At 59.8% G+C, this 22,591-nt stretch carries 27 protein-coding genes; 10 read left to right on the forward strand and 17 right to left on the reverse strand.

Translation table 11 applies throughout. The features are described 5' to 3' along the window. Positions 1-156 precede the first annotated feature (156 nt). From DXD16_RS00555 to DXD16_RS00565, 3 genes are all read right to left on the reverse strand, one after another. The gene (locus DXD16_RS00555; protein WP_199408035.1) at positions 157-1,062 is read right to left on the reverse strand and encodes an IS3 family transposase; all 906 of its coding nucleotides are present in this window, start codon (positions 1,060-1,062) and stop codon (positions 157-159) included. Beyond that, positions 1,029-1,520 carry a helix-turn-helix domain-containing protein gene (locus DXD16_RS00560; RefSeq protein WP_117654766.1) on the reverse strand — a complete coding sequence of 164 codons (492 nt, stop codon included), beginning with the start codon at positions 1,518-1,520 and terminating at the stop codon, positions 1,029-1,031. Before DXD16_RS00560 ends, DXD16_RS00555 begins: the two co-directional genes overlap by 34 nt. A gap of 82 nt (positions 1,521-1,602) precedes the next feature. Then, positions 1,603-2,142, reverse strand: a complete 540-nt coding sequence (locus tag DXD16_RS00565) for a DUF6273 domain-containing protein (RefSeq protein ID WP_117654767.1) — start codon at positions 2,140-2,142, stop codon at positions 1,603-1,605. Positions 2,143-2,306: 164 nt separating this feature from the next. On the opposite strand from DXD16_RS00565, the gene DXD16_RS00570 reads away from it, so the two are divergent. Beyond that, positions 2,307-2,711, forward strand: a complete 405-nt coding sequence (locus tag DXD16_RS00570) for a hypothetical protein (protein ID WP_117654768.1) — start codon at positions 2,307-2,309, stop codon at positions 2,709-2,711. Positions 2,712-2,723: 12 nt separating this feature from the next. Then, a complete protein-coding gene (locus DXD16_RS00575) occupies positions 2,724-2,963 on the forward strand; it encodes a hypothetical protein (RefSeq protein WP_117654769.1) in 240 nt (79 codons plus the stop codon). Between the two features lie 12 nt (positions 2,964-2,975). On the opposite strand, the gene DXD16_RS00580 is transcribed toward DXD16_RS00575, so the two are convergent. The 3 genes from DXD16_RS00580 to DXD16_RS00590 form a co-directional block, all read right to left on the reverse strand. Continuing rightward, positions 2,976-3,272, reverse strand: coding sequence for a hypothetical protein (locus DXD16_RS00580; protein WP_117654770.1), 297 nt, complete (start codon positions 3,270-3,272; stop codon positions 2,976-2,978). 141 nt (positions 3,273-3,413) lie between these two features. Then, the gene (locus DXD16_RS00585; protein ID WP_117654771.1) at positions 3,414-3,842 is read right to left on the reverse strand and encodes a hypothetical protein; all 429 of its coding nucleotides are present in this window, start codon (positions 3,840-3,842) and stop codon (positions 3,414-3,416) included. A gap of 1 nt (position 3,843) precedes the next feature. After that, positions 3,844-5,658, reverse strand: a complete 1,815-nt coding sequence (locus DXD16_RS00590; protein WP_117654772.1) for an ATP-binding cassette domain-containing protein — start codon at positions 5,656-5,658, stop codon at positions 3,844-3,846. Between the two features lie 1,554 nt (positions 5,659-7,212). Here DXD16_RS00590 and DXD16_RS00595 point away from each other — a divergent pair. Continuing rightward, positions 7,213-7,416, forward strand: coding sequence for a ribbon-helix-helix domain-containing protein (locus tag DXD16_RS00595; RefSeq protein WP_117654773.1), 204 nt, complete (start codon positions 7,213-7,215; stop codon positions 7,414-7,416). 4 nt (positions 7,417-7,420) lie between these two features. Here the strand turns inward: DXD16_RS00595 and DXD16_RS00600 are convergent, their stop codons facing one another. From DXD16_RS00600 to DXD16_RS00625, 6 genes are read right to left on the reverse strand one after another with little or no spacing between them, the layout of a single operon-like run. Beyond that, positions 7,421-8,818, reverse strand: a complete 1,398-nt coding sequence (locus tag DXD16_RS00600) for a sensor histidine kinase KdpD (protein WP_117654774.1) — start codon at positions 8,816-8,818, stop codon at positions 7,421-7,423. 26 nt (positions 8,819-8,844) lie between these two features. Next, positions 8,845-9,507 carry a response regulator transcription factor gene (locus DXD16_RS00605; RefSeq protein WP_117654775.1) on the reverse strand — a complete coding sequence of 221 codons (663 nt, stop codon included), beginning with the start codon at positions 9,505-9,507 and terminating at the stop codon, positions 8,845-8,847. A gap of 45 nt (positions 9,508-9,552) precedes the next feature. Next, on the reverse strand, positions 9,553-9,954 hold the full coding sequence (locus DXD16_RS00610; protein WP_117654776.1) for a hypothetical protein: 402 nt from the start codon (positions 9,952-9,954) through the stop codon (positions 9,553-9,555). Further along, positions 9,947-10,762: a lantibiotic ABC transporter permease gene (locus DXD16_RS00615; RefSeq protein ID WP_117654777.1), complete on the reverse strand. Its 816-nt coding sequence runs from the start codon at positions 10,760-10,762 to the stop codon at positions 9,947-9,949. The genes DXD16_RS00610 and DXD16_RS00615 overlap by 8 nt, the downstream gene beginning before the upstream one ends. Further along, entirely contained in the window at positions 10,762-11,532 is a 771-nt protein-coding gene (locus tag DXD16_RS00620; RefSeq protein ID WP_117654778.1) for a hypothetical protein, read from the reverse strand. Before DXD16_RS00620 ends, DXD16_RS00615 begins: the two co-directional genes overlap by 1 nt. Further along, positions 11,529-12,257, reverse strand: coding sequence for a lantibiotic protection ABC transporter ATP-binding protein (locus tag DXD16_RS00625; protein WP_117654779.1), 729 nt, complete (start codon positions 12,255-12,257; stop codon positions 11,529-11,531). The genes DXD16_RS00620 and DXD16_RS00625 overlap by 4 nt, the downstream gene beginning before the upstream one ends. A 396-nt stretch (positions 12,258-12,653) precedes the next feature. On the opposite strand from DXD16_RS00625, the gene DXD16_RS00630 reads away from it, so the two are divergent. From DXD16_RS00630 to DXD16_RS00655, 6 genes are all read left to right on the forward strand, one after another. Then, positions 12,654-13,358, forward strand: coding sequence for a CDP-alcohol phosphatidyltransferase family protein (locus DXD16_RS00630; RefSeq protein WP_117654780.1), 705 nt, complete (start codon positions 12,654-12,656; stop codon positions 13,356-13,358). A gap of 66 nt (positions 13,359-13,424) precedes the next feature. Further along, the gene (locus tag DXD16_RS00635; RefSeq protein WP_006236002.1) at positions 13,425-13,859 is read left to right on the forward strand and encodes an FHA domain-containing protein; all 435 of its coding nucleotides are present in this window, start codon (positions 13,425-13,427) and stop codon (positions 13,857-13,859) included. 3 nt (positions 13,860-13,862) lie between these two features. Next, entirely contained in the window at positions 13,863-14,741 is an 879-nt protein-coding gene (locus DXD16_RS00640) for a MerR family transcriptional regulator (protein WP_117654781.1), read from the forward strand. 40 nt (positions 14,742-14,781) lie between these two features. Continuing rightward, positions 14,782-15,312 carry an adenine phosphoribosyltransferase gene (locus tag DXD16_RS00645; protein WP_117654782.1) on the forward strand — a complete coding sequence of 177 codons (531 nt, stop codon included), beginning with the start codon at positions 14,782-14,784 and terminating at the stop codon, positions 15,310-15,312. Between the two features lie 32 nt (positions 15,313-15,344). Further along, positions 15,345-16,451, forward strand: coding sequence for an NlpC/P60 family protein (locus DXD16_RS00650; protein WP_117654783.1), 1,107 nt, complete (start codon positions 15,345-15,347; stop codon positions 16,449-16,451). 164 nt (positions 16,452-16,615) lie between these two features. Further along, entirely contained in the window at positions 16,616-17,482 is an 867-nt protein-coding gene (locus tag DXD16_RS00655) for a DegV family protein (RefSeq protein ID WP_117654784.1), read from the forward strand. Positions 17,483-17,555: 73 nt separating this feature from the next. On the opposite strand, the gene DXD16_RS00660 is transcribed toward DXD16_RS00655, so the two are convergent. Further along, positions 17,556-18,167: a DUF1836 domain-containing protein gene (locus DXD16_RS00660; RefSeq protein ID WP_199408031.1), complete on the reverse strand. Its 612-nt coding sequence runs from the start codon at positions 18,165-18,167 to the stop codon at positions 17,556-17,558. Positions 18,168-18,321: 154 nt separating this feature from the next. Further along, the gene (locus tag DXD16_RS00665) at positions 18,322-19,260 is read right to left on the reverse strand and encodes an NAD(P)/FAD-dependent oxidoreductase (protein ID WP_117654785.1); all 939 of its coding nucleotides are present in this window, start codon (positions 19,258-19,260) and stop codon (positions 18,322-18,324) included. A 118-nt stretch (positions 19,261-19,378) separates the two neighbouring features. Between DXD16_RS00665 and DXD16_RS00670 the strand changes: the two genes are divergently transcribed. Further along, positions 19,379-20,680: a glycosyltransferase gene (locus DXD16_RS00670; protein WP_233502542.1), complete on the forward strand. Its 1,302-nt coding sequence runs from the start codon at positions 19,379-19,381 to the stop codon at positions 20,678-20,680. 393 nt (positions 20,681-21,073) lie between these two features. Here DXD16_RS00670 and dut read toward each other — a convergent pair whose 3' ends face one another. Genes dut through DXD16_RS00685 form a run of 3 tightly spaced genes read right to left on the reverse strand, consistent with a single transcriptional unit; the run spans position 21,074 to position 22,466 of the window. Next, positions 21,074-21,517 carry a dUTP diphosphatase gene (gene dut, locus DXD16_RS00675; RefSeq protein ID WP_117654786.1) on the reverse strand — a complete coding sequence of 148 codons (444 nt, stop codon included), beginning with the start codon at positions 21,515-21,517 and terminating at the stop codon, positions 21,074-21,076. 4 nt (positions 21,518-21,521) lie between these two features. Continuing rightward, positions 21,522-21,965, reverse strand: a complete 444-nt coding sequence (gene nrdR, locus DXD16_RS00680; protein WP_022093781.1) for a transcriptional regulator NrdR — start codon at positions 21,963-21,965, stop codon at positions 21,522-21,524. Positions 21,966-22,016: 51 nt separating this feature from the next. Then, positions 22,017-22,466 carry a LysM peptidoglycan-binding domain-containing protein gene (locus DXD16_RS00685; RefSeq protein WP_158561607.1) on the reverse strand — a complete coding sequence of 150 codons (450 nt, stop codon included), beginning with the start codon at positions 22,464-22,466 and terminating at the stop codon, positions 22,017-22,019. Positions 22,467-22,591: the final 125 nt, after the last annotated feature.

Below are 22,591 nucleotides of genomic sequence, written 5' to 3' on the forward strand. Positions count from 1 at the left end.
GGAGAGTTCGGCTGGCGCTCTGAGAGCCGCTGTGTGACCCCATTTCTACTCAAACCGATAACTATGCTTCAAGACGAGAATCGTTCGTTTGGTTGCCAAATGAAAAGCCCGCGCAGAATGAACTGCGTCCCAAATCTTGGACGCCCTAAATAGCGACTAGGCCGCGAGGGCCTGATTCCGGAACTCCTCCGGGGTCAGGCCCTTCAATCTTACCTGCCTCCGGCTCGTGTTCCAGTGGACTATGTATTCCTCCAGGTCGCGTTTGAAATCCTCGAACGTCTCCCACTCGCGGCCCCGGTAGAACTCGTCCTTGACGTGGCCGAAGAGCTGCTCGGTGGCGGCGTTGTCGATGCAGTTCGCCTTCCTGGACATGCTCTGGACGATGCCGGCGGCCTCGAGCCTGGATGTGTACGAGGCGTGCTGGTACTGCCAGCCCCGGTCCGAGTGCATGGTCGGGGCGGCGCCCTCGGGGATCTTGGACAGCAGCTCGTCGAGCATCCTGACCTGCTGGGCCATGTCGGGCGTGGTCGATATGTCGCTCGCCACGATCTCCTTGGTGCAGAAGTCCAGCGTCGGGGCCCAGTAGGCCTTGCCGCCCGCCACCTTGAACTCGGTGACGTCCGTTCCCAGCTTCCGCCACGGGGCCCCGGCGTCGAAATCCCTCGCGATCACGTTCTCGAACGTCCTGCCGACGACGCCCCTGTACGAGTTGTACCTGTGGTAGGCCGTCTCGCGTCTGATACCGCAGCGAATCCCCATCTCGCGCATCATCTTGAGCACGGTCTTGTCGGCTATCACGGCCCCCTCTTCCGCCCTGAGGCACATCGCTATCTGCCGGTGCCCGCAGCCGTTGGCGGTGCGCGAGAAGATCTCGGAGGCCGCCTCCCGGAGCTCGGGGCGCGTGGGCCTCGGCGGGTGCGCGAGGGCGTAGTAGTAGGTCGACCGCTTGAGCTCGGCGCATGCGAGCAGGTGCCCGAGCGCGTGCCCCTCGGCGCGCAGGGCCGCGACCGCTTCGGCCTTCGCCCTGGTCAGAGCCCGTCCCTCTCGACCAGGGCGCGTAATTTTTTTAGGTAGGCCACCTCGGCCTCGAGCCTACGGCACCGCTCCTCGAGCTCCTCCTCGCGGGTCCGCGGCCTCGCCTTGGAACCCCTCGGCCGGCCCTTGGGCCTCGGGCGCAGGGCCTCCGCGCCGCCCCGGCGGTATAGCGCGCACCACTTCTTGAGCGGCGACATCGACATTATGCCGAACGCCGCCATCGCCTCGGTCTTCGTCATGCCGCCGTCGACGACGGCGGAGGCGGCGGCGACCTTCTGCTCGTATGTGTACCTGCCCTGCTTTCCGTCCATGCGCAGCAGCACCTCGCTCCCGAATGCGCGGTATATCTCCTGCCATCTTCTCACGGCTTCCACGGGAAGCGAAAGGGCAATCGCGGCAGATTTATACCCGTGCCCGAGCTCGAAGAGCCCTATGGCCGCCTTCCTGGCCTCGATATCATGCTTCACTCTCAAATCAACGCGCATAAAGAAAGCCTCCCATTTCTCATGTCCAAGAAATGGGAGGCAGTTCAGAATCGCACGGGCTTTTCATTGGTTGCAGATGAGGCTAAAAGCAGAAGGCGGGGAACACGCAGTAGATGTTCGTCGCGCTGTAGTAGTCATAGCTGCCGTTGCTGTGGACACAGCGGAAGGACGCGGAGTTGCTCGGATGCACGGAGCGAGTCCAGTGATAGCTGCTCGACGAAGCACTGGAATAGTTCGACGTTGTCACGCCCTTGGATTTGTAGTACTCGTACTGGGCGCCGTCAGACTGGAGGTCACCGTAGACTTCAGTCATCGAGAGCAGGAAGACCTTGTCAGTCGTGGCCGAGGGGGTGCCTGCCTTGCCGCCGCCCAGGTTGTCGGTCATCTTCGTGACGGACTTCACCTTGGACTGGAGTTCGCAAGGCAAAAGCGACCAGAGGTCGCCGGTATTGAGGCGACCGCGGAGTTCGGACTTCTCCCAGCCGCCGGCGTGCGTGTTCGTGGCGTTTATTCTCTGTAGGGCCAGGGCATTGTTGGTCGCCTCGAACGTAAGCCCCGCCTTGCCTGAGCCATCAGCAAAAATTAAGATAAGACCGTGTATGACCAATATGAACTTGAGCATATTCCGTCCGTATTCATACTGGATGATCAAGGAAACATCATCGGCTTATCCGAAGGAGAGGAAGAACCTCTTGCCTTATTAAAGAAATACGCCAAATACAACGGATATAAAGCGGAAGGAGGCAACATCAAGTAACTATCAAAGGCCAGATTAAGGAGCCAGCCATGAAGAAATGCCTGCCCTCCATCGTCTCAGCAGCTCTTTGCCTCTCCCTTGTCATGACACCATTTGTGCCCGTTGCGGCAGCCTATGCCGACGAGGGGTCTCCCGCCGAGAGCAGCGAGATCTACGTCGGAGACAACTACGACGAAAATTACGATATATCCCTTTTTGAGCGCGGACGCTGCACGGATTCATATTCCAAGGCGTGGTGCGATTCTCACGGATTTGCAAATAACCGCACCGTCCCTCACAAGGTCAAGCTGAACGCGAAGGAGGAGGCTTGCCTGCGCGATCCCTACCTTGCTGGCACCGCTGAAGTTATCGCCGGTCTCGTGACAACCGGTCCTGGCGGCGGCTTGTTTGCAACCGCAATGACATCGTACCGACTTTTCACTTACATGTTCTGAAAGGCAGTTGCCATGCAGTCGCAAAATCAATCGAGATACTTGACCACAATCGGCTTTGCCCTGCTTGCATTACTCTTTGCTAGCGACCTTTTGCTGAAACCGCCCAAGGAACTCGTTTCGCTTGCCATAGCCTGCATTTCCGCCCTTTACTTTACGGCAACCCTATTCGTCGGACTAAAGGAGAGGAAAAAAGGCGCAGTCGTTGCATCTGCCGTAGGCGTGATCATAGCCATTGCCTCATTCTTTATCTGACACATTGGTGATCTAGGGGCGATATCGTAGGAATACGACCGGGAGAGCCGGGACCAGATTGCCCGGGTTGCCCGGTCGGCTCGCGCGACGGCGCGGCGGTTCCACAGAAAGCTCTCCGGACTTCACGCCGTTTCTGATCGCATTGAAGACAGCCATCTCGTCTTCGCAGTCGGCGAGCACGCGGTGTGCGTCGTCGTTTTGGATGTCCAGTAAATCTCGAAGGTCCTCCAAGCACCAGCGTCCGAGATTTGGCCATGCGCGTTGCGCGAGCTGATAAGTGTCGATTGCGATGTTGTAGTTAAAGTCCAAGCCAAAGCCGTCCCAGGCAGAACGGCTTTGTTTCCTTGATTATCAACTTCATCCGGACACTTCCCGCATTCATCCGTGTGTGTACGGATGAATGCGGGGTTCAATACCCCGGCGGCCTGATCGGCAGACCGCCGGGAATTCTCACTCCTCGAAAAAAGCCGGCACTCGGTTAGTCCTTCGCATCTTGAAATCGCCAGACTCGTGGGAGACGTAGAGAATGCCGTCCATCCCATCTCGTGATGCATACGACAGGTGAACTGAACCGCAATCCGATCCATTATTGTCGAGAAGATCGAACGAATTCGGGTCGCTCGTTGCGGCCAAACGACCACTCAGACAAGAGCCATCGTCATTACAGATTTGCCATTCCATGTCTTCGCCTGCAAGAATCGCCATAGACGGCCTGGTCGCGCCATCGTTGACATACATCCCGTCTATGCCAAACCCATTTTCAGCGCCATCAATAAACGATTGCTCGGCCTTATACGTCGCAAATGATGCACATAGCACCATTGCAAGACAAAGTACAAAGCCAACAATCGCTATCTTTGCAGAGCTCTTGCCTATCATGTCATTCACCTCCCTCGTATGTATCGAGGTATTCCTGCTTGAGCGTCTGCGAGGACGACTTGATCTTTTCCACGAGCGTGCCGGCCTCGATGAAGTAGAACGAGTCGGTGAGGTCTGCCAGGTCGTCGAGCAGATGGCTTGAAATGAGCACGCTGCGTCCCCGCGCCACCTCGCTGCGCATCGCGTCGCAGGAGGTTTTCCGCTTTCCCGGATCGAGGCCGTTCAGCGGTTCATCGAGGATGAGGTACGGGCAATCGGTCGCTATCGCCATGGCAAGCTTTACCTGCTGCTTCATTCCTGTCGAGAGTTTACGGGTCGGCTTGTCGAGATATGGGGAGATTCCGAGGGAGTCGCAGAGCGAGTCGATGTCGGTGGCCGATTTCCACGCCTCCCTAACGAAAGCAAGGTGCTCGAGGGCTGATAGCGTGGGGTAAAGATCCGCGCTACCCGAAGAGCTCAGGTAGACGAGTTCTGCAAATTCGGCTGATTGACGTTGGCTGATTCCGTCTGCCACCAGGCTTCCCGAGTGGATACGGGTGGGAAATTGGCCCGACAGCGCTTCAAGAAAGGTGGTTTTCCCCGAGCCGTTGGGAGCAATGAGGCCCGCCGCCGTTCCCGGGCTCAGGAAAAACGATCCGATTGAAAGTATCGTCGTGCTCCCGTATCCAACGCTCACGTCCAGAAGCTCGAGCCCATGGTGCTTTTTCGCGGGTCCAGGCTGTTTGGGCGAACGTGTCGCAACGGCGCCGACCGCAAAAAAGACCGCGACGTATATCAGGGCCACGGCAAGCATCGATGCACCGCTTGAACCGGAGCCAATGAATTCTGTTGGGAAGCATCCTACGTAACCCGTTGCCTCGATAGGCGAGAATATGGCCAGCGGCAGGAGATTGAGCGCGGCGTTATGCTCCAGTGCCGAATCGGACAGTAACGGGAATACCGGGGCCGCGACAAGCAGCGCGGAGGTAAGGGGGCCTGCGAGGACGCGCCTCGTTGCGGTCGATAGGACGACGGAACAAACGGATATTAAGGTTCCGCCCGCAAGAAGCGCGATAAGCAGGGCTGTGAAGACGTTTCCCGCAGTCGTGGTGGTAAGCGCGCCGTCATGGAAGAAGGCGATCGGGTACCCAATCTGCCCGAAGCCGTTTAGGGCCAAGGCGTAAATGCCCCCGGGTGCGAGGCCGGCGAGGAGCATCGCGGTCCCCGCGACGATTATCGAAAACACGATCTGGATAAGGCGCCGGAATTTGGGCGCGGGCGCCTTCGCCGCCAGGGTCGCAGGCCTTGTGGCCCCGAGCAGGAGTATCGACGAGAGAAGGAAGGGGATGAAGGGAAGGAAAGACGGCACCATGGCAACGGCGTAAGGCAGGAAGGAAAGGAATGGCAGGTCGTTTGCGGAGGCCGGGATATCCGTGATGCCGGAGCTGCTCAGGGCACGGCAATACGCGAGGTCTGCGTCATTGGTCTCTCGGTCTCCCACGATGGACCCGGATTGGAAGCCTTCGCCCATGAGCGCGTAGTAGCTCTCGGCAGAATCGAGAAAGGCGGCGTCGGTTTGAGCGGCAAGGGCGGCGTTCGCGTATCTTGCAAGCTCCGCGTCAGCTTGCTGCTCTGGCGATAGGTCTGTGCCGTTGGCCCGGGGTGCGCGCGTATTGAATGCATCGACAAAGCCCTGCATGCCCTGCTTCATAAAGAAGGGCCCGTAGATGGGTGAATTGAACGCAATGGGGACGGAGAAGGCTGCAGCGAGAACGAGCGTACAAATCCATGCGGCCTTGTCTCTTAGGATCAGTTTGAGAAGAAGTCGACAGTACATTTGGAAGCACCTACGTTCCTCAAAGAATCGTTAGATTAAAAGTAACAGACCGGATGAAGATACGTGCGACGGGGGCGAGGCGAATGGCTGAGCGGTATCGATATGCGGGTTCAACGGTATTATATTGGCCACATAGATTATTAACTTGCATTTCTAACAGTTAAGGAGACGGGTGCTTTCCAGCACACTCCTTCGATGATGCCTTCCGCTAGTTGCTATGCCGGTTTCAGCCAACAAAGAATGTGCCCGGGCGCTCAGGTTCACCGTTAGCGTTGGCAACATATGAGATGGGCCAGACCCTTGCCGCGCGCCGATTGCGCGAGAGGTGTCGGGCTCCATGTTTATTCCACCTGCTTGTTATCAACCAGCTTCGTTCGACGTCAGCCATTCAAGATGTCAGACGTCGAACCTGCGCCAAAGACGCAGCTGGGGCTACTAGTTGCCTACAATCGCTCGCGAAGCTCACCTGTTCGTGCGTGAATGTCTGACAGCTCCGTCAGACATTGTCGGACATTTGATTGTTCGACAAATGCGCACGTGGTCGCGTTCGCAAAGATAACTGAACGGTCGATGGGTACGTTGAGACCGGAGCAAACGGCGGATGCCAGAAAAATGGCCTCACAGAATCGCACCCATGGTTGATAAAATTGACCGCCCGGGCGCAAATACCCAGGCGGTCAATTCATCCCCTCGTTCGCGATCCTGTTGGGTTTTGGGGCTTTGACATGTTGTTGACGGATGGATCAGCCGTACAGCTTGATCTCCCGGGGTTCCATGTGGTCGTCCCCCAATAAGACGTCCCTGATGTAGCTCTGCGGCAGGAACTCGACGGGCAGCACTGGGTCGTCGACGTAGCCGGGCACTGGGAGTAGGCGTGGCCTTTGGACATAGCGTGGCCGCCTGCCGGCGGTCGGACTGCCACTTCAGCCAAAAGCTCAGGCGTGCGCATTAAAATAATGAATTTATCGCCTATGGGCTTTTGACCAAGCATGAACATCGCAGGTAAATCCGTGTACCAATTTTTGGTACACGGATTTACCTGCGGTTTGTTGAAAGCTCTGACTTGCGCTGTCGACTTCATTAAAATCGATTGCCGATCAAGTCTTCCTATATATGCGAGCCCCAAGAAACTGCGCTGTGAACCTGAGTCCTCTATCGATCGGCCCGGTGCACCGGGCCGCTGTCCTCGAGCCGGCAACAGCTTGCCGGTCTCAAAACGTATGCCGTCCGGTACGACCGACAGCCGAGCCTTGCGCCCCGTTGGGGCAGTGCCAGAACCCCGTGCCGGAACCCACGCAGCCGATGTCAGGGGAATTCAGCCGCGGCCATCGAGGAGCCGGCCTGGGGACGGCGCCCTCAGTCCTCGAAGGATTTCCACCGCCCCTTGCAGGCCTGGATTGATTTAACGGTTGATTTAATCCGGCTGAACAAGCCGAGCACGGCCCGGTTGACATAATGTAAGGTAAAAAAGCAGATGCGGCCGTACGCCGATGCGGGGTTCGGGTGATGTGATAGAAAGTAATACACGTATTACATCTAACCGGGAGGTGCGTCATGGCAACCGCCACCGCAGCCCTGAGAATCCCCGAGGACCTCGCGAACAGGTACGACCGCCTGGCGAAGTCGACGGGCCGCACGAAAAACTTCTACATGACGGAGGCCATCGCCGCCGAGATAGACAGGCTCGAATACGAGTACGGCCTCATAAATTATCCGGGAAGCGTTTGGTTGCGAGGCATGCCAGTGTGCGGGGCCTGATTCGTCAGGCCCCGCACAGGGGGACCGCGATGGTGGCCACCGCGCCGCCCGAGGGGCTGTTGGCGAGCGAGACGGAGCCCCCGTGGGCGCTCGCGGCCTCGGAGGCGACGTGGAGGCCGAGCCCGTAGTGGCGGCCTCCGTCGCGCGAGGAGCGGGAGGAGTCGTCTGTGAAGAGGCGCTCGCAGCCGCGTTCGAGGGCGGCGGGAGAAAAGCCCGGTCCGTCATCGGCGACCTCGATGACGAGGTATCCACCAGCGACGTCGCAGGAGACCACCACGCGCGAGCGCGCGTGCTCGGCGGCGTTGGCCACGAGGTTCGCGGCGGCTCGCGCCAGGGTGGTACGGTCGAGTGGGGCCTCGGGCGTGCCCGCGACAGCGGGGCCCGTGGCTGCGTCGAGCGTCACGCCTCGCGCTCGGGCGATCTGGGCGGCCTCGGCGAGGACCTGCTCGCAGAGCTCGGCCGGCCGCATGGGGGCCCTCTCCGCCCCGCCGGACCCGCGCGAGGCCTCGATGAGCAGACGCACGTAGCCGTCAAGCCTTTCGACACTGCCGGCTATGTCGCGCGCGGCGGCCGCGAGGTCGGCATCTTTCTCGTCTTCCAGCTCCTCCGCCACGAAGTCGGCGTTGGCGCGCAGCACGGTGAGCGGCGTCTTGAGATCGTGGACGAGCGACGCCACCTGCTCGCGCTGCCCCCGCTCCGCGGCCCAGCGGGCCTCGAGCGACTCGGCGAGGGAGGCCCGCATGGCGTCCATCGCGGCGAGGACGTCGTTCACCTCGCGCACGTTGGTGCTGCCGACCGCGAAGTCGAGCTCCCCCGCGCCGACGCGCCCCGCCGCCTCCGCGAGCGGCGCCATCTTACGCGAGATCACGCGGCTCGCGCGGCGCGCCACGAGCGCGAGCGCGAGCGCGCTTCCCGCCGCGGCGCCGACGAGCATGAGGTTCTGCGGGTTGGGAAGCAGGCCGGCGAGATCGCGCGAGACCCACTGCGGCAGGTACTCGCTGACGAGTGCGCAGGCCCCGCCGTCCTTGAGCGGGAACGCGGCGTAGGTGAGGCCCGAGCCCCCGCCCTCGATCTCCACTGTGCCCGGATCAGCGGCAAGTGCCGTACGGGCCATTTCCGTCGCGTCCTCGAGCCGCGTGCCCTCGAGGTCTGTCATCAGCACGTATCCGTCCTTGTTCAGGATGAGGTAGCGGTACGCCGTCGGCACGTCCTGCTGCCCGCAGACGCCGTCGAGTGCCAGGCCCTCCGCGACCTCGCGCGCATTGGCCGGCCCCCAGCTTGCCTCGTAGACGATGCCCGCGTTGATCGCCGCAGAGAGCGCCATGAACGAGGCGAGCCACGCCGTAGCGACCGCCGCGAACGCGTAGGCGAAGTAGCGCGCGATAACGAAGGAGAGCGGCATGCCTCGGCGACCTCGCGCCCCGGTCCTCAGAGCTGCCACTTGTACCCCATCCCCCAGACGGTCGCGATCGGATCGGCGCCGGCCTCGGAGAGTTTCCTCCGGGCGCGGCTGACCTGCATGGATATGGCCGCGTCGTCGGCGTCGCTCTCCCAGCCGAGCACCGCCTCGCGTATCTGCGCGCGGCTCATGACCTGCCCTGGGTGACGAGCGAGGTACTCGCAGATGGCGTACTCGGTGGGCGTGAGCGGCACGGCCTCGCCACCCACGGCGAGGTCGCGCGCCCCGAGGTCGATCCGCACCTCCCCGAAGGAGAGGGCGTGCGAGCGCGGCCGGCGCTCACGGCGTAGATGGGCCGCGACCTTGGCGCGCAGCTCCGCGGCCCCGAAGGGCTTGCGAACGTAGTCGTCGGCGCCCAGGCCGTAGCCGGCCACGGCGTCCTCCTCGGCCACGCGAGCGGTCAGGAAGACGATGGGCCCGTCGAAGTCCGGGCGGATCTGCCGCACGAGCTCGAAGCCGTCGAGCCCCAGCATCATGACGTCGCAGAGCACGAGGTCGAAGTGCGAGAGGTCCATCCCCAGGACCGCCGTCGGGTCCGCTGCCTTGACGACCTCATGGCCGTCACGGCCGAGGACGCGCGCGAGCGCGTCGAGGATCGCCCGTTCATCATCCACTGCCAATATCCTCGCCATGTTCGACCTCCTGAAACTTCCGTCGGAATTGTACTAGCGCCGCACTCAGCGGTCCAGAGCTCTGCGCGCAGCCGCGGGCGCCTCGGCCGCGTTGCACGCGCGGTAGCGCACGCCCGAGCCGCCGCGCGCCTCGATCTCGAGCCAGCCCTCGCCGTCCGACTCCCGCCCGAAGAAGATGAGCTGGAGCTCTCGGACATTGCCTCCGTCGTCCGCCGCGTCCACCAGGTAGACGTAGTTTGCCCCCGCCCCAGTGGCGTCGGCGTAGGAGCTCGCGTGGCTGCCGGGCTCGGGCGCGGGCGCCCACATGGCGATCTCAGGGTTGGGCAGCACGCGGTCGGCGATCGAGCGCAGCGCCGACCACCAGCCGGCGTCGAGCAGGGCATTCCCGCCCAGGACGAGCGCTGCGGAAAGGAGGTCGAGCATGGCGGCGAGCGGCTTCCTACGCATCTGCCCTCCCGTCCTCGAAGCGGCAGAACCAGGCGAGAAGGACGGCGGCGGCTGCCAGGGTGAGCACGAGGCTAGCGAGCGCAGTCGTGAGGAGAGGACCCGCCGCGCGTGCGGCGTCGATGAAGGCCTCCACCCCGAGCGACCCCAGGCGCGCGGGCCAGGCGAGCGGCACCCAGCTCAGGGACGTCGCCAGGGCACCGGTGAGCTCGCCGGTCATGAGGCCGTGCGCAAGTCCGCCCACTGAGAAGAACGCGAGGAGCACCCCCGCCGCGCCGGCGCCGATGGCGGCGTTGCGGCCGAGGCGCAGGGCCACGCCGAGCCCCAGCGCGTAGAGGGGCAGGCTGCCCAGCACGATGCCCGCCCAGGCGGCCGCAAGCGGAGCGGGCCCAAGCGGCAGGCGCCCGGCGACGGCGAGCACGGCCCCGAACACGCCGAGCGCCACGGCCACCGCGGCGGCACCGAGCGCCGTAAGGGCGAGCAGCTTCGCCGCGACGGCGCGCACGCGCGAGGGGACCGCCGTGAGGTTGGCGAGGCGCCCGGCAGCGCGCTCCTCGTCCACGGCGAGCCCGCAGACGATGGCGGACATGAGCGGCATGAGGGCGCCGAGGAACTGGACGTAGGCGTCCGCGCCCAGCGCCGGGTCCCATCGGGCTACGGAGAAGTACTCGCCGCAGGCAAGACCGGCTGCCAGGCCGCAGACGAGGTGCACCGCCGTGAGCGGGGAGCGCGCCAGGCGCAGGGCCTCGGAGAGCAGGGCCCGCGAGAGAGTCATGCGCGGCGTCGGGTCGGAGAGTCGTGTCATGGCCATCACCTCTCCTCGGAGCGCGCGAACCAGGCCGCGCCCGCCGCCGTGAGCGCGGCGAACGCGAACGCGCAGACCGCAAGGCCCGCCAGCGTGAGCACGCCATCCGCCGCGAGCGCCCCGCCGAGCGCCATGTCCGCCGCGAGTGGCTCGCCGCTCGGCAGCACGGGGATGAAGCTCGTGGGGATGACCATGCTCGCCGACGGCGGAAAGAGCTGCGGCAGCGGCACCAACGACCAGGCGAACCCACCCACGAGCTGCGCGGCGAGCGGGCAGAAGATGCCCGCGAGCATGCCGAGCCGCACCGTGAGGAAGAGCCCTGTGGGGATCATCCACGCCGCGGTCACCGTGTTGACGAGCGCGCAGAGGAGCATCGTGAGCGTGCCCGCGGCCGTGAGGCCCTGCGAGGAGAACGCCGATCCCGCGAGGTAGATGCCGAAGACCACGAGGTTCGAGAGCGTGCAGAGCGCGAGGCACCAGAGCGCCTTGGCCCACCAGGCGCGCCCGAGCGGGAAGCCCAGGCCCAGAAGCCCCCGCATCCGCGTGCGAGCGTCCGCCCGCGCGACGCACGCCACCACGAGCGAGAGAGACACGGGCAGGAAGAGCGCGTACCAGTAGTTCCACGCGCTGAAGATCTGCACGCCCTGGTAGGGCATCGCGCCGAGCAGCGGCATCGGCAGCGCCATGAACACGGCCAGGCGAACCGGCGCCGCGTGGCGCGACTTCAGGGCCTCGGCGCGCAGGCCCGCGAGCAGGCCGCCTTTCTCGCCCGTCATGCCGCCACCTCCCCGCGCGCTCGTCGCCCTTCCCGGCAGAAGCTCATGAAGAGTTCCTCGAGGTCCTGCCCGGGCCGAAGCGTATCCTCGTAGGCGAGGCGCCCCCCGCAGATGATGCCGATGGTGTCCGCCATCTGCTGCACCTCGGAGAGGATGTGGCTCGAGACGATCACCGTCGTACCCGCCGCCGCGAAGCCGCGGATCTGGTCGCGCAGCTCCTCGATGCCGATGGGGTCGAGGCCGTTGGTGGGCTCGTCGAGCACGAGCAGGCGTGGCCGGGCGATCAGCGCCAGCGCGAGCCCCAGGCGCTGCCGCATGCCCATCGAGAAGCGTCCGGCGCGCTTCTTCCCGGTGTCCACGAGGTCCACGGTGGCGAGTACCTCATCTATGCGGCTCTCGGGAAGGCCCAGCAGCGTGGTGCGCACGCGCAGGTTCTCGCGCGCGGTGAGGTTGGGGTAGAGCGGCGCCTCCTCGATGAGGCTGCCGATTGCGTAAAGGTCCTCGCGGCGCCAGGCGTGCCCGGCAAAGAGAATCTCCCCGGCCGTCGGCCGCAGCATCCCGCAGATCATCTTGAGCGTTGTCGACTTGCCGGCGCCGTTGGGACCGAGCAGCCCGTACACCTCGCCCTCGCGGATATGAAGGCTCACGTCGGCCACGGCATCCTGCGCCTGGTCGCCGCGGCCGAAGCGCTTGGTGAGCCCGCGCGTCTCGAGCATGTAACCCATGGGCTTATCCTTTCTCTTCCGGGCGCGCGGGCCGAGCCACCGTGCCCGCGCGCCTTACCTTTCGGGTTCACCATCCATGGTGAAGCGCGTTTCTAACGAAGCCGTAACGGTCGTTGGGGTCTTTTGGCGCCAACCCTTCTCGACCCGCACATCATGATTAATTTGCTTAAGGCAACAACTTTCCCGATCGATGTAACCACCGAATCAAAAAGTGTGCATCGGCCATCAAAGATGCCAAAAAATGTCGTTTTTGGTGGCTGATGCACACAAATGCAGAATCCTGCGCAGCCCAGAAGCACACTCCACATGTCTGGACTCTCTATGCTCGCGCTGGATAGACATCGCCAGAACGGGTATAGTATCGAAAGTTTTGTCGTTTACCAGCGGGGGAGTCCTGTGGGCATCAAGAAGAAGATCAAAAAGGAGCTTATCGGCACTTCCGATTACCCGTCGAATAAGATCTTCACGATCTCCAATTTCATTACCTTCACGCGCCTGATCCTTACGCTGGTCTTTCTGTACCTGTTTGTGACGGATAACAACCGCGTCGTCGCTATCGTCATCTACGCCGTCGCCGCCTCTACCGACTGGATGGACGGCCAGATTGCGCGTATGACCAAAACGGTCTCGTGGCTCGGCAAGATGATGGACCCTGTCTGCGACCGCGCCCTGCTGTTTACCGGCGTGTTGGGCCTGGTAGTCCGCGGCGAGCTTCCCATCTGGGTCTGCGTGCTCATCATCGGGCGCGATATCTACTTGGGAATCGGCACGCTCATCGTGCGCCACTATCACCGCCGCCCCATCGACGTAGTGTTTCCCGGCAAGATTGCCACGGCGCTGCTCATGACCGGCTTCTCGCTCATGCTGCTCGGGTTCCCCGTTATTGACGGCCTGCATCTTTTACCTTCAACCCTTACGGCCTTCCCGGGCCTCAACGGAAGCTCGGTGCCCCTCGGCATCTTCTTTGTGTACGGCGGCGTGATCTTCTCCATGCTCACGGCTGTCATCTATTCCATTAAGGGCGGAGTGGCCATTAAACAGGCTCTCGCGCATCCCGAGGACGAGGACATCGACTTTCTGAACCCTGAAATCGAAGACTGATTCGTTGGGGTATGATTACGTACGGTTCATTATTTGCGGCACGTCCGCGATAAGTTAGGGGTTGTCATGGACAACATGGTTAACAATATGCCTCAGAATGATAAGACTGCTGACGCTACCTGCGTATTCCGCGTGCCTTCAAGCGACGTCACCGTTCCCGACCTCATGGCCAACGTGCGCATCACCGCCCCCGTTCTGTCCATCGTCAAGGGTCCGCAGACTGGTGCCGCCTTTGAGCTCGAGGACGACGTGACCACCATCGGCCGCGATCCTGCGAACGGCATCTTCCTCAATGACATGACCGTATCGCGCAGCCACGCGCGCATTATCCGCGAGGGCCTCGGCGCTCGCATCGAGGACTTGGGCTCGCTCAATGGCACCTGGGTCGACGGTGCCATCGTCAATGCAGCCCCGCTGCACGACGGTTCTTCCGTCCAGATCGGTACGTTTACGCTCATCTACCACGAGAGCACGCCGGAGCGCATCGAAACCGGTGAGTAGGGCATGGCCGAACGCAACTATCTGAGTATCGGCCAAGTCGTCAACCTACTTCGAGGCGCATACCCCGATCTTTCGAACTCAAAAATTAGATTTCTAGAAGATGAGGGGCTCATTACCCCTCATCGTACGCCTAAGGGATACCGTCAATACTCTAAGGAGGACGTTGATCGCCTGGAGGTCATCCTGCATTTGCAGAAGACCCGCTACATGCCGCTCAACGTGATTAAGCAGCGCTTGGAAAACGCCACGGACCTGTCAACGCTCGCTTACGAGGTGGGCTTGCTGTCCGATGTTCCGCTCAAGACGGAGCCCAAGGAGACTAAGCAAAAGCTGCATCCCATTGAGACCATTCCCGATATGCTGGGCGTCGAGATTTCGTTTATCCGCTCGCTCGCCGAGAACGACCTCATTCGCATCATCAAGAGTCCGCAGAATCGTGAGCTCGTCGATGGTCGCGATTTTCCAATCATCCGCTACTGCTCCGAGCTGTCACGCTTCCATATCGAGCCCCGCAACCTGCGTCAGTACGTGTCTTCCGCCAACCGCGAGTCCTCGATGTTTGAGCAGGTGCTCGTGAGCATGCTCGGAATGGATACCTCCGATGACGAGCGCGACGCCAAGCTTGAGCGTGCGTTTAAGAAGCTTCACGACCTGACCGAGGGTGTGCACACTGCGCTGCTCAAGAACCGCGTTTTTGAGTCGCTCAATGCCGTGGTCGAGGACGCCGACATCGATGCACTCGATGAGGAAATCACTCGCTCCGAGTCCACCAAAGCCAAAAACGAAGAGATAGCCATGCCGGCTTCGCACGAGGATTCTCTCGTAAAGCCGCTCAAGGTCGTCGCCCCTTCGCACTCCGGCACCGCCACGGCGGGCAAATAACCGCTGCCGCTTATCCGACAACCCATTGAAAGGTCATGCAATGTACGACTTCGAATCTCAAATCGTCGACATCCCCGACTATCCCGAGCCCGGAGTCATCTTTAAAGACATCACGCCGCTCTTTGGCAATCCCGAGGCGCTCAAAGCCATGACCGATTCCCTCGCCGAGCACTTTGCCGGCATGGGAATCACCAAGGTCGTGGGTCCCGAGGCTCGCGGCTTTATGGTTGGCGTACCGGTGGCTGTAGCCCTTGGCGCCGGCTTTGTTCCCGCACGTAAACCGGGCAAGCTGCCGCGCGAGACCGTAAGCCAGAGCTACGAGCTCGAGTACGGCACCGATTCAATTGAGATCCATGCCGACGCTATCAGCTCTAAAGATACCGTGTTGATTCTGGATGACTTGGTCGCGACGGGCGGAACCGTCGAGGCAACAGGTAAACTGGTGCGAGATATGGGCGCAAAGCTTGTGGGCTACGGTTGTATCCTTGAGCTTGCGTTTCTCAACCCGCGCAAGAAGCTCACGCCTTCTAACGAGGACGTTGAGCTCTTTAGCCTGGTAACGGTGGACTAGCCGCTACCCTTAGATACCGGAAAGGAAGCTCCATGCGCACAGCAAACACGCACAGAAACATGGCACGCTGCGCTGCTACGGCAACCCTCGCTTGTGTTTTGGGCCTGGGCCTCGTGGCTCCGGCCTACGCCGATACCGCATCCGACCTTGCCGCTGCCCGTACCAAGCTCGAGCAGATCGGCACGCAAACCCAGCAAATTCACGATGAACTCTCCGCACAGACGCAGGAGCTTGATCAGACTGCAGGCGAGATCACGCAAAAGCAGCAGGAGATCGCCGAAGGCCAGGCCAAGCTCTCGACCTATGTCGCCGGCGAGTACAAAACCGGCGGTCTGAGCCTGCTTCAGGTTTTGACGGGCGTCGATGACCTGAGCGATATGCTCAACCGTCTCTTCTACTACGGCAAGGTGTCCGACAAGCAGGCCCAAACCATTCAGGAGGTCAAGGACCTTAAGCAGCAGCTCACCGATAAGCAGGCCGAGCAGGAGAAGAACGTCGCCGCGACGCAAAAGAAGGTCGACGAGCTCAATGCCCAGCAGGCTGAGGCCCAGAGCGTCGTGAACTCCCTGGATTCACAGCTGCAGGCCGAGCTTGCTGCCGAGGCCGAGGCCAACGCCGCGCTGCAGGCTGGTATAAACGCCAGCACCGCCGAAAAGGCCACGGTGAGTAACGACACCGCCGGTACGACCGAGAACACCAACAAGGGTGGCGGTACGACCAACGACGGCGGAAACACGCCCGCGCCCGCTCCGCAGCCCCCGACGCCCGCTCCGGCTCCGGCTCCGACGCCTTCCGCACCGAGCCAGTCCGTTGACGGCGGTTCCGTTGTTTCGCGTGCCTATAGCAAACTCGGATACGCTTACTCTTGGGGTGGCATTGGGCCGAACAGCTTTGACTGCTCCGGTTTTGTAAGCTATTGCCTCACGGGACGCTACTGCCGTCTGGGCACCACGGTCGACTTCATGGGTTGGACCCGTGTGTCCGATCCGCAACCCGGCGATGTTGTGGTTAACTCCTACCATACCGGCATCTATATCGGTAATGGTCAGATGATCCATGCTTCTGACTACAAAACGGGCGTCATCATCAGTTCCGTCGCAGCCGGTATGAACAACAACTATATCTTCGTTCGCTACTAAGTATTCAGATAAAACAAACGGAGATGGACCTCGTGGCTCTGAGTCATGGGGTCCATTCTTTTGCCTTTAGTGCACGCCGCTATCTAGTTTTGAATACTAGATAGCGGCCCAATCGGTCAGCAAGAAGGCTATAATTGTATGGGAGCAATTAGAAAGGACCCTCTATGAGCTGGGCACTTATCTCAGATTCAAGCTGCAACCTCCGCGATTGGCAACCGACCGCACCCCATACCACCTTTGCATTTGCGCCCCTCAAAATTCGAGTGGGGGAGCGTGAATTCGTCGATGACCTTTCGCTCGATGTACATGAGCTCAACTGCGCTGTTCAGGCGGAGACGAACGCTTCTTCGAGCGCTTGTCCCAGCGTAGGGGAGTGGGCCGAGCTCTTCAAATTGGCAGACAAGACCATCTGCATGCCGATCTCTGAGGGCGTGTCGGGCAGCTACAACGCGGCAGCCACGGCTCGCGATATGGTTCTTGCCGAGGAGCCCGACCGACAGATTCATCTAGTCAATTCACGCGCAGCTGGCGGCAAAATGGACCTCATTTTCTTGCTGTTCGACCGCTATCTTGCAAGCAATCCGGATGTCTCATTCGAGGACGCTTGCGCATACTTCGATAGCCTTGAGCATAACAGCAAAATCCTCTTCAGTTTGTGCAATTACGAAAACCTCGCCAAAGCTGGACGTATCCCTAAGGCAGCCGGCGTCATTGCCAACAAGCTCAATATCCGCATTTTGGGAACGGCGAGCGAGGCCGGTAAAATCGAACTCGTCGGTCACACGCGTGGCGAAAAGAAGATGCTCAACAAGATCATCGATACCATGGAAGCCGAGGGTTTTACGGGCGGCGAGGTCGTCATCGACCATGTGGAAAATGAGACAGGCGCCCAGGCACTTGCCAGCCGCATTGTGGAGCGCTGGTCAGGCTCCAAGACTATCATCATGCCCTGTAACGGGCTAGATTCATACTATGCCGAAATGCATGGGCTCATTATCGGCTACGGCATGGGCGTGGCTTCGGGCCAATAAAGTCCAACCAAGCAAAAATACGGGCGGGACAAAGTGACAGCTGGCTCTTTGTCCCGCCCGTTTTATACGTCGGCTAGCTATTAAACCCATTAAACTTTAGATAGCTCATCAGGTACGCTTTCGAAACGAAGGATGAAACCGCACTGCGCACAAGCAGCGACTCACGCGTTACCTGATGCGCCGTATCGGGAACCGGCGTCTGCTCGACGGAAAACGCCGAACGAATCGATGCCTCGAGCTGATCGACCACATAATCGAAGGCCGTCGGGGCATCGTAGCTCAAACGCTGAATGTTAAAGAGTGCCTGCACCGCAGCAATAGGTAAGACCTGCTTAAAGAGGCAGATAGCGATCAGGCGGGCAATCTGCTCGCGGCCATATTGCTTTTTGACCGGAGCAGGCACCAGGCCGACCTTCACGTAGTTATTGATCATCGATGGCGTAATGACAGGGTGCTCAACGCAAATGGACAGCGGCTCCATCCACAGCGCAACATACTCAATAACCTGGTCGCGGTAGAGCGTCACATTGGGCAACTGGTCATAGCGCGGCAGACTCAACGTATTGAGTTTGCGCACGATTTCGGACTGAATAAATGCATCGGGCAGCACCGTGGGCTGAATATCCTCAGGCTTAATGCTGACCGACGAATCGGACATCGGAATAACGTATTTAGCGTGGTTCATAAGAGGCCTCCGTTCGTTTTCTATATTGTATTCTAGGTTATCTAGTTTTACATACCACATAGCCGGCAAGTAAAAGTGGTTGGACAACACATTGATGCATCGTCCAACCACTTTGATTAAAGATAGCAACCTTACATAAGATATATTATCGTACTTATCCACGGAGAAACGCGTATGCGCTCGTTGCCGCTATGGCTCCATCAGAAACGGCGGTCACAACCTGGCGTAAGCGCTTGGAACGGATGTCGCCAGCGGCAAATAGACCAGGTGTACAGGTGGCCATCGAATCGTCGGTGACAATGCCGCCGTCGGGAGCCAGGTCGACTAGATGCTCAACAAGCTCGGTATGTGGCTGCGTCCCCGTAAAGACAAAGATGCCAAACGAGCCGGGCTCAAATGACTCGGCATGAGTTTCCCCAGATGCATTGTCCTTAAAGGTAATCGTCGTTGGCATGGCTTCGCCCGATAGCTCCACAATACTAGTTTGGTACCTAACTGTAATATTGTCCTTTGCGAGTACTTTCTGAACAACACCATCCGGCGCACGGAACTGGTCGCGGCGCAGCACGATGGTCACACTGCTGGCAATGTCGGACAGGAACAGCGCCTCTTCGCATGCCGAATTGCCACCACCGATTACAAAAACCTGCTTGCCGCGGAAAAACATGCCGTCACATGTTGCGCAATATGAAACGCCACGACCGCGATACGTATCCTCGCCTGCGAAACCTGCCGGACGCGGCGTGGCACCCATGCAAGCGATAACGCTCGAGGCCAGCGTATCGCCCATATCGTGATGCACCGTAAACAACGCTGCATCGGCATCGTAATCGATACCCGTAACCATGCTCCATGTAACCTGTGCTCCCAGGCCCTCTGCATGCTGCTGAAAACGCTCGCCGAGTTCGGCGCCACTCAGGAGCGGGAAACCCGGATAGTTCTCGACCTCATTGGTTGTGGCGATCTGCCCTCCCGACATGCCCTGCTCAATCACGGTCGTCGTAAGGTTGGCACGCGCAGCATAAATGGCGGCAGCATAGCCCGCGGGGCCGCCACCGATAATCGCAACATCGATCGGCTTATCGGTAGTCATGAAGCGTCCTTTCGTCGAAACGTTGTCGTTCTTTGCGCTCATACCCAAATTTACGTGAACGTGACACTCATGCACTACAATGATAAATCCGTGTTACAACGTCGAAGGGGAGTTATCGATGGATCAGACGCAGACGAGCGACGACGCTCCCCTGCCCATGCACAGCACTCCCCAATCGGAGCAAACCACGCTCTTGGCTCAGCAAAAACCTCTTGTGACCATCGTGCACGCATCGGTCGGCTCGGGCCACAAGGCCGCCGCAAATGCGATTGCGCAGGCATTCGACCTCATCCGCGGAACCAATGGCATCCCCCAGGATGTTGAGATCGAAGTACTCGATATCCTTGATTTTGGACGTATTAAATTCGATGGCAATAAAACCGCGGCTTCTTTTACGGGAGCCACGCGCCCCATTTACGACCTGACCTGGCGATATACGCTTACGGGGCATCTGCTCTGGGGTGGCGGCACGGCATGGTCGCGAATTATGTTCCCCGCCTTCAACGAATATATTCGTAGCCGCAGGCCCATAGCCGTGGTTACAACGCACATCACGGCAGCCAATGTTGCCGTGGGCGCTCGCATTATTACGGGTATCGATTATCCGGTCATCTGCGTACCGACCGACTACGAAGTCGAGGGCTGGTGGCCCCACAAGGACACCGATTTATTCTGTGTTGCCAACGAATTTATGGCCGAAACGCTGCGTCCGCGCAAGGTGCTCGAGACAAAGATTCGCATTACCGGCATTCCTATTCGCACCGGATTCGACACGGATTACGATCGCGAGGAAGAGCTAGCTAAGTTCAACCTCCCCACCGACAAGACCGTCGTGCTGGTAATGGCCGGTGCCAGCTTGCCTCAACCGTACGTTCGCTTTCGCGCGGAGATGGACCGCACCCTCCCCTTCCTACGCAGCTTCGAAGACATGCACTTTGTCTTTTTGCCGGGCAAAGACACCGAATATGCCACCCGCCTCAAAACGCTCTTCGACGCCATGAAGCTCGAAAACGTCACGGTTCTGGACTATGTCGATGATATGGCAGCGCTTATGCTCGGCTGCGACCTGGCAATTCTCAAATCGGGCGGACTCACCGTCACCGAATGCCTGTGCGCACACCTGCCGATGATCCTGTTGGGCAAGTCCTATGGCCAGGAAAAGGCCAACACCACCATGCTCACCGGCATGGGCGCCAGCATGCATGTCACCACCGCACGAGAGCTCATCGTGACGTTGCGACATCTCCACGATCATCCTGAGTCGCTCAAGGCACTGCTCATCAACGGCGAAGTACTACGCCGCCCCCACGCAGCCGAAGACATAGCCATCGCAACCATGGAGCTCGTAGGCAAACCCCAAAAGCGCAAACGAGCCTTCTGCCGCTTCTACTGGGGCGGAAAACCCGCGCACATCCGCTAGCGTCTTAATTTCCGCTTGCCTGCGGGAGGCCCCTATATATCATCCCGTGCTCAAACATTCTCGCTTCGCTGCGAAACTGCGCGCGGGACGATATATAGGGGCCTCCCGCAGGTAAGCTGCGTTAACGTACCAGCGGCTATACCAGATTCCCCACCAGTAGAATCTGCAAAGGGGAACCAGAAAATATAAATACAGTAAGTCGATGCGACAAAGGAGGCGTCCCTTCATCGCATCGACTTACTAGAAAAGTAAATATTGTTTCAAGCGAGTAGCCGCCCGCCCGGGGCTTACCTATATCGTTCCACGCGCAGTTTCGCAGCGAGCGAAGCGACGCGAGAATGTTTGAGCATGGAATGATATAGGTAAGCCCCGGGCGGGAGGGATACGGGCGCCCTAGGCGATGCCGCTGGAGCCGAAGCCTCCTTTGCCTCGGTCGGTTTCGTCTAGTTCTTCTACTTCTATGAGATTGACCGTGGGGACTTCTTGGATGACGAGTTGGGCTATGCGGTCGCCTTTATTGATTTGAATGTTATTGGAGGGATCCAGGTTGATGAGGATAACCTTGAGTTCTCCTCGGTAGTGGGCGTCGATGAGGCCCGGCGTATTGACTATAGACAGGCCCTGCTTGATGGCCAAGCCGCTGCGGGGCTGGACGAAGCCGGCGTAGCCATCGGGCAGGGCGATGGCCAGCCCCGTAGAGACCAGACGGCGTTCGAAGGGCTTCAGGACGCAGTCTTCGTTGGAGCGTAGATCCAAGCCGGCATCGGTGGGATGGGCGTATTTGGGAAGCTCGAGGGTGGGGTCGAGACGCTTTATGTTGACGGTAATGTTGGACATGGAATCACCTTAGCTTGTCGAGCTCTTGCAGAAATTCATCGACGTCTTTGAAATCGCGGTAGACCGAGGCAAAACGGATGTACGCAACCTTGTCGATCTTGGCCAAGCGCTTGAGCACCATGTCACCCAACTCATGGGACGTGACGGCCGTCAGCGTGCGAGAGCGAAGCTCGACCTCGATGTCATCGATAATCTCATTGAGCTTCTTAGTGTCGATATCGCGCTTGATGGTGGCGCGCATCAAGCCGACGAGCAGCTTATTGCGATCGAACCGCTGCTTGGTTCCGTCTGACTTAATGACCTCGATAGGGTCCTCGCATCGCTCAAACGTTGTAAAGCGGTAGTTACACGAGCAACATTCGCGACGGCGCTTAATGGTGTTATTTGACTCCTGCATACGGGAATCAACGACGCGGGTATGTGCCTTGCCGCATTTGGGACAGCGCATGGTACCTCCTCTTAAACGATAACAAGGGTACCATGCGCAGCGCGATAATGATTACGAACGAGCAGGAACCTTAAGATGCGCACCGGCGGCGAGCGAACCATGCTCCAGATGATTGACGCTACGGATCATGTCGGAAGTCTCTTGCGTGGAAAGGCCTTCGATTGGATATTCTTCGGCAAGCGACCAAAGAGAATCGCCAGGCTGAACGCGAATGGTCTCGTAGGTAATGTTGGAAACGGACTCGGCATACGCGGCGTGACGAGCGCTAAAGACCGACATAGCGAGGACAAAGAAGAGCGTAAGCGCAACGGCGACGGCGACAATCGTCGGAACCTTCAGGGCAACGCGGGCCGGCGCGACTACAGCCTGCTGATTGCGCGCAGGCTTTACGGTCAAAGGCTGAAAGCCGGAGCGGCCACCCTGAACAACCGTAAAAGTGGGTTCTGCAGGCGTCTCGAGCTTAAGGGCGAGGTTTCCCTGGACCATATTCGTTACGTTCATCATGTTCTCCTCTCGCGTGTTTTGCTGAGAACAGTTTTATCAAGCCGCGCGGACAAAAATGTCTAGCGCGAGAACGAATGTTCGGTTATTATTATCTTCGAACAGTTGTTCCTGTCAAGCAAAAT

The organism is Collinsella sp. TF11-5AC, assembly GCF_003436775.1.
GTDB lineage: Bacteria > Actinomycetota > Coriobacteriia > Coriobacteriales > Coriobacteriaceae > Collinsella.

Excerpts from the sequence above, each read along its gene's own strand:
- DXD16_RS00605 (WP_117654775.1), bottom strand. The coding sequence starts at position 9,507 with ATGGCGAGGATATTGGCAGTGGATGATGAACGGGCGATCCTCGACGCG.
- DXD16_RS00640 (WP_117654781.1), top strand. The coding sequence starts at position 13,863 with ATGGCCGAACGCAACTATCTGAGTATCGGCCAAGTCGTCAACCTACTT.
- DXD16_RS00615 (WP_117654777.1), bottom strand. The coding sequence starts at position 10,762 with ATGGCCATGACACGACTCTCCGACCCGACGCCGCGCATGACTCTCTCG.
- nrdR (WP_022093781.1), bottom strand. The coding sequence starts at position 21,965 with ATGCGCTGTCCCAAATGCGGCAAGGCACATACCCGCGTCGTTGATTCC.
- DXD16_RS00655 (WP_117654784.1), top strand. The coding sequence starts at position 16,616 with ATGAGCTGGGCACTTATCTCAGATTCAAGCTGCAACCTCCGCGATTGG.
- DXD16_RS00665 (WP_117654785.1), bottom strand. The coding sequence starts at position 19,260 with ATGACTACCGATAAGCCGATCGATGTTGCGATTATCGGTGGCGGCCCC.
- DXD16_RS00590 (WP_117654772.1), bottom strand. The coding sequence starts at position 5,658 with ATGTACTGTCGACTTCTTCTCAAACTGATCCTAAGAGACAAGGCCGCA.
- DXD16_RS00610 (WP_117654776.1), bottom strand. The coding sequence starts at position 9,954 with ATGCGTAGGAAGCCGCTCGCCGCCATGCTCGACCTCCTTTCCGCAGCG.
- DXD16_RS00660 (WP_199408031.1), bottom strand. The coding sequence starts at position 18,167 with ATGAACCACGCTAAATACGTTATTCCGATGTCCGATTCGTCGGTCAGC.
- dut (WP_117654786.1), bottom strand. The coding sequence starts at position 21,517 with ATGTCCAACATTACCGTCAACATAAAGCGTCTCGACCCCACCCTCGAG.
- DXD16_RS00565 (WP_117654767.1), bottom strand. The coding sequence starts at position 2,142 with ATGCTCAAGTTCATATTGGTCATACACGGTCTTATCTTAATTTTTGCT.
- DXD16_RS00570 (WP_117654768.1), top strand. The coding sequence starts at position 2,307 with ATGAAGAAATGCCTGCCCTCCATCGTCTCAGCAGCTCTTTGCCTCTCC.
- DXD16_RS00620 (WP_117654778.1), bottom strand. The coding sequence starts at position 11,532 with ATGACGGGCGAGAAAGGCGGCCTGCTCGCGGGCCTGCGCGCCGAGGCC.
- DXD16_RS00575 (WP_117654769.1), top strand. The coding sequence starts at position 2,724 with ATGCAGTCGCAAAATCAATCGAGATACTTGACCACAATCGGCTTTGCC.
- DXD16_RS00625 (WP_117654779.1), bottom strand. The coding sequence starts at position 12,257 with ATGGGTTACATGCTCGAGACGCGCGGGCTCACCAAGCGCTTCGGCCGC.
- DXD16_RS00685 (WP_158561607.1), bottom strand. The coding sequence starts at position 22,466 with ATGAACGTAACGAATATGGTCCAGGGAAACCTCGCCCTTAAGCTCGAG.
- DXD16_RS00645 (WP_117654782.1), top strand. The coding sequence starts at position 14,782 with ATGTACGACTTCGAATCTCAAATCGTCGACATCCCCGACTATCCCGAG.
- DXD16_RS00585 (WP_117654771.1), bottom strand. The coding sequence starts at position 3,842 with ATGATAGGCAAGAGCTCTGCAAAGATAGCGATTGTTGGCTTTGTACTT.
- DXD16_RS00670 (WP_233502542.1), top strand. The coding sequence starts at position 19,379 with ATGGATCAGACGCAGACGAGCGACGACGCTCCCCTGCCCATGCACAGC.
- DXD16_RS00600 (WP_117654774.1), bottom strand. The coding sequence starts at position 8,818 with ATGCCGCTCTCCTTCGTTATCGCGCGCTACTTCGCCTACGCGTTCGCG.
- DXD16_RS00560 (WP_117654766.1), bottom strand. The coding sequence starts at position 1,520 with ATGCGCGTTGATTTGAGAGTGAAGCATGATATCGAGGCCAGGAAGGCG.
- DXD16_RS00650 (WP_117654783.1), top strand. The coding sequence starts at position 15,345 with ATGCGCACAGCAAACACGCACAGAAACATGGCACGCTGCGCTGCTACG.
- DXD16_RS00635 (WP_006236002.1), top strand. The coding sequence starts at position 13,425 with ATGGACAACATGGTTAACAATATGCCTCAGAATGATAAGACTGCTGAC.
- DXD16_RS00595 (WP_117654773.1), top strand. The coding sequence starts at position 7,213 with ATGGCAACCGCCACCGCAGCCCTGAGAATCCCCGAGGACCTCGCGAAC.